The organism is Amycolatopsis sp. NPDC006131 (genome assembly GCF_040614175.1).
Lineage (GTDB): Bacteria > Actinomycetota > Actinomycetes > Mycobacteriales > Pseudonocardiaceae > Amycolatopsis_E > Amycolatopsis_E tucumanensis.
The window spans coordinates 1-4706 of the sequence record NZ_JBEXTX010000215.1 but is presented as its reverse complement, the minus strand read 5'-3'; the positions used below and the strand labels follow the sequence as shown (position 1 = coordinate 4706).

Here is a 4706-nt window from a genome sequence, read left to right as displayed (position 1 = left end):
CGCCGAACGCCGCGTGCGCCGGGTAGGCGTGGTAGCAGTTCGTCCACACGCGACCGGCCTTGATGCCGCGGCCGAGCCGGTAGGCGGCGTTGCCGTCGCGCGTCCACACGCCGGCGCCGAGGCCGTACAGGGTGTCGTTGGCGATCTTCAGCGCCTCGTCCACGGAGTCGAACGTCGTCACCGACACCACCGGGCCGAAGATCTCCTCCTGGAAGATCCGCATGTCGTTGGTGCCGCGGAAGATCGTCGGCTCGATGTAGTAGCCGCCGGGGTGCTCGGCGACCTCGCGAGCGCCACCGCCCGCGAGGACCTCGGCGCCCTCCTTCTTGCCGATGTCGATGTAGGACAGGATCTTCTCGTACTGGTCGTTGCTCGCCTGCGCGCCGATCATCGTCGACGGGTCGAGCGGGCTGCCGCCGCTGATGGCCTTCGTGCGCTCGATGCAGCGGCCGATGAACTCGTCGTAGATCGCCGAGTGGACCAGCGCACGCGACGGGCAGGTGCACACCTCGCCCTGGTTGAGCGCGAACATCACGAAGCCCTCGACGGCCTTGTCCAGGTAGTCGTCGTCGGCATCGGCCACGTCCGGCAGGAAGATGTTCGGGCTCTTGCCGCCCAGTTCCAGCGTCACCGGGATAATGTTCTCGCTGGCGTACTGCATGATCAGCCGCCCGGTGGTGGTCTCACCGGTGAACGCGATCTTGGCGATCCGGGAGCTGGACGCCAGCGGCTTGCCGGCCTCGATGCCGAACCCGTTGACGACGTTGAGCACACCCGGCGGCAGCAGGTCGGCGATCACCTCGATCACCTTGAGGATCGACGCCGGGGTCTGCTCCGCGGGCTTGAGCACGACGCAGTTGCCTGCCGCCAGCGCGGGCGCGAGCTTCCACGCGGCCATCAGGATCGGGAAGTTCCACGGGATGATCTGGCCGACCACGCCCAGCGGCTCGTGGAAGTGGTAGGCGACCGTGTCGGCGTCGATCTCGGCGATGCTGCCTTCCTGCCCGCGGATGGCGCCCGCGAAGTAGCGGAAGTGGTCGACGGCCAGCGGCAGGTCGGCGGCCAGGGTCTCGCGGACCGGCTTGCCGTTCTCCCAGGTCTCGGCCACCGCGAGCTCTTCGAGGTGGTCCTCGATGCGGTCGGCGATCTTGTTCAGGATGTTGGCGCGCTCGGTGGTCGAGGTGGCGCCCCACTTCTCGGCGGCGGCGTGGGCCGCGTCGAGGGCGAGGTCGATGTCGGCCGCGGACGAACGCGCCACCTCGCAGAACACCTTGCCGTCGACCGGCGACGGGTTCTCGAAGTAGCGTCCCTCGGCCGGTGCGACCCAGTCACCGCCGATGAAGTTGTCGTACCGCGCGGCGAAGCTGACGACACTGCCGTCGGCACCGGGCTTGGCGTAGGCCATGGAAGCACTCCATTCACTCGATCACATCGGTGTGATGGGTGCCACCGTGCCGTTTCCGAGTTGGGGAAACGTTGGTGCTCAGTCGCGGAGGGCCTCGTGGAGGCGGGCCGCGGCGATGCCGCGGCGCCCGTCGCCGGGGCTCAGCAGGCGGTGCGCGTGCTCGTGGACCTGCAGGTCGAACGGGTGCCGCTCGCCGTAGGTCAGGGCCAAGTCGGGCTCGCGCGAGGACAGCACGGCCTCCCGCACGGCGACCTCCAGGTGGTCCCGCCACCGGGTGATGCCGGGCGCCTCGGACGCGGGCAGCAACGGCCCGGTGTAGCGGCGCACGGCCGTGGCGGTGTCCCCGGCCTTGAGCGCGGTCAGCACGTCGACGGCGTCGCAGTCGATCGGCGCGGTCAGGGCGTAGCGGCGGTTCGCCAGCGCGCCGCCGAGCATGCGCCGCAGGTGGGAGGCCTCGGCACGCAACGTCGTGCTGGTGACGGGCAGGTCCCCGTACAGCGCTTCGCGCAACCCGTCGGGCGAGAAGCCGCCGGGTTCGAGCGCGAGCAGGGTGAGCACCTCCAGCTGCCGCGGCGACAACCGCAGCGGCGTGCCGTCGAAGGTGGCGCTGCCGGAGCCCAGGCAGGACAGCCGGATGCCCGGGGCCGCGGGCGCGCTGACGTGCAGCCGCGACTCGATGGCGGTGACGAGCGTGCGGACCGTCGACATGGCCAGCGGGTGCGACCGGTCCCAGGTGGTGGACAGGTCCAGGACGCCGAGGTGGCGGCCGCGCGGGTCGCGGATCGGGGCGCAGTAGCAGACCCAGCCGTGCAGGGCCGCGACCAGGTGCTCGGCGGAGAAGACGCTGCTCGGGCGGCCGGTGCGCAACGCCAGCGACAGGGCGTTGGTGCCCATGTCCGGCTCGTCCCAGCGGCCGCCGGGCGCGAAGTTCACGCGCTCGGCCCGCCGCCGCATGACCCGTCCGCCGCACGTCCACAGGATCGTGCCGGACTCGTCGGTGACGGCGGCGACGAACCCGGCGTCGTCGGCGATGCTGCGCAGCTCGTCGGCCAGTTCGGTGACCGGGGCCCGCAGCGGCGACTCGCGCCAGCGGGACCGCACCTCGTCACCGGCCGCGGGCGCGCTGTCCCGTGACGGATCCACGATGGACAGCGAACGTGCCCAGGATTCGGCCACTTCGCTGCGCAGTTCCAGGGTTTCCGGGCGTGCCTGAGCCGGCACCCAGCGGGCCCATTCCCGTTCCAGGGCCGCGCGGCGCTGGTGGAGCGCACTACGCTCTGCCATTTCCGCGACCTCGTCGTCCTCGTGCTTCCGGCGCGATGGTGCTCCATGATGCCTGACGATCGCCGCGGGCGCACCTACCCGCACGGAGGGTTCCAACGTCGCGCCAACGTTGGGCGGTCAGGCTCCGCGACATGGACTTCTGGGCTGAGCAGGCGCAACGGTTGCACTGGGACGTGCGGTGGTCGGAGGTTCTGGACAACTCCGGCGCGCCGTACGCGAAGTGGTTCACCGGCGGCAGGCTGAACGTGGCCCGCAACTGCGTGGACCGGCACGTCGAGGCCGGTTTCGGGGACCAGGTGGCGATCCACTGGGTCGGCGAGCCCGGTGACACGCGGGACATCACTTACGCGCAGTTGCGGGACGAGGTGTGCCGGGCGGCGAACGCGCTGGCCTCGCTGGGGGTGCGGGCCGGTGACCGGGTCGCGATCCAGCTGCCGATGATCCCCGAGGCGATCGTGGCGATGCTGGCCTGCGCGCGGCTGGGGGCGCCGCATTCGGTGGTGTTCGGCGGGTTTTCGCCGTCGGCGCTGCGGTCGCGGGTCGACGACGCCGAGGCGAAGGTCGTGATCACCGCCGACGGGCAGTACCGGCGGGGCAAGGCCGTGCCGGTGAAGGCCGGTGTGGACGAGGCGCTGGCCGGGTCGGCGGTGGAGAAGGTGGTCGTGGTGCGGCGCACCGGGTCGCCGGTGTCGATGGGCGAGCGGGACGTGTGGTGGCACGAGCTGGTCGGCCCGCAGCCGGCCGCGCACACCGCCGAGGCGTTCGACTCCGAGCACCCGCTGTTCATCCTGTACACGAGCGGGACGACGGGGAAGCCGAAGGGGATCCTGCACACCTCGGGCGGCTACCTCACCCAGGTGGCCTACACGCACGCCGCGGTGTTCGACCACCGGCCGGGCGAGGACGTGTACTGGTGCACCGCGGACATCGGGTGGATCACCGGGCACTCCTACATCGTGTACGGGCCGCTGGCGAACCGCGCGACGCAGGTGGTCTACGAGGGCACGCCGAACACGCCGCACGAGGGACGGCACTGGGAGATCGTCCAGCGGTACGGGGTGTCGATCTACTACACCGCGCCCACGTTGATCCGCACGTTCATGAAGTGGGGCGAGGACATCCCGGCGCGCTACGACCTGTCTTCGTTGCGGGTGCTGGGATCGGTGGGCGAGCCGATCAACCCGGAGGCGTGGCGGTGGTACCGCGAGCACATCGGCGCGGGCAAGGCGCCGATCGTGGACACGTGGTGGCAGACCGAAACCGGGGCCATCATGATCGCCCCGTCGCCCGGTGCCGCGGAGTTCAAGCCGGGTTCCGCGCAGACCCCGGTGCCCGGGATTTCCGCGGTGGTGGTGGACGACGCGGGCAAGGAGGTCGCGCCGGGTGAGAGCGGTTACCTGGTGCTGGACCGCCCGTGGCCGTCGATGCTGCGCGGCGTGTGGGGCGACGACGCCCGGTTCCGGGAAACGTACTGGTCGCGGTTCGCCGGCGCGTACTTCGCGGGCGACGGCGCGCGGTACGACGAGGATGGCGACATCTGGTTGCTGGGGCGGGTGGACGACGTCATGAACGTCTCGGGGCACCGCATCTCCACGGCCGAGGTGGAGTCGGCGCTGGTGTCCCACCCGGCGGTCGCGGAGGCCGCGGTGGTGGGCGCGGCCGACCCGACGACCGGGCAGGGGATCGTGGCGTTCGTGATCCCGCGTGGTGTCGCCGAGGTGTCGGTGCAGGAGCTGCGGGAGCACGTGGCGCGGGAGATCGGGCCCATCGCCAAGCCGCGGCAGATCATGGTCGTGCCCGAACTGCCGAAGACCCGCTCGGGCAAGATCATGCGCCGGCTGCTGCGGGACGTGGCGGAGAACCGCGAAATCGGCGACGTGACCACGCTGGCCGACTCCAGCGTGATGGCTCACCTCAAGGTTCCGTAGGCGGGCGACTGCGGGCTCGCAGCGGAGAAGTCGAACACCAGCCGGTCACCGGTCTTCTCCAGGCGGCACGGCACCTGCAGCAGCTCGAT

The 4706-nt window shown here is 71.1% G+C and carries 2 protein-coding genes and 1 pseudogene; 1 reads left to right on the top strand and 2 read right to left on the bottom strand.

Going from position 1 to position 4706, the window contains the following annotated elements; genetic code table 11:
* Together adh and ABZ215_RS43235 are read right to left on the bottom strand one after the other, a co-directional pair.
* A partial coding sequence (adh, locus tag ABZ215_RS43240) for an aldehyde dehydrogenase (protein WP_354956738.1) occupies positions 1-1405 on the bottom strand: 1405 nt, incomplete at its 3' end.
* A gap of 78 nt (positions 1406-1483) precedes the next feature.
* A complete protein-coding gene (locus tag ABZ215_RS43235) occupies positions 1484-2689 on the bottom strand; it encodes a helix-turn-helix domain-containing protein (RefSeq protein WP_027936199.1) in 1206 nt (401 codons plus the stop codon).
* A 128-nt stretch (positions 2690-2817) separates the two neighbouring features.
* On the opposite strand from ABZ215_RS43235, the pseudogene acs reads away from it, so the two are divergent.
* Positions 2818-4617: pseudogene (gene acs / locus ABZ215_RS43230) on the top strand (acetate--CoA ligase); the annotation flags it as partial.
* Positions 4618-4706 lie beyond the last annotated feature (89 nt).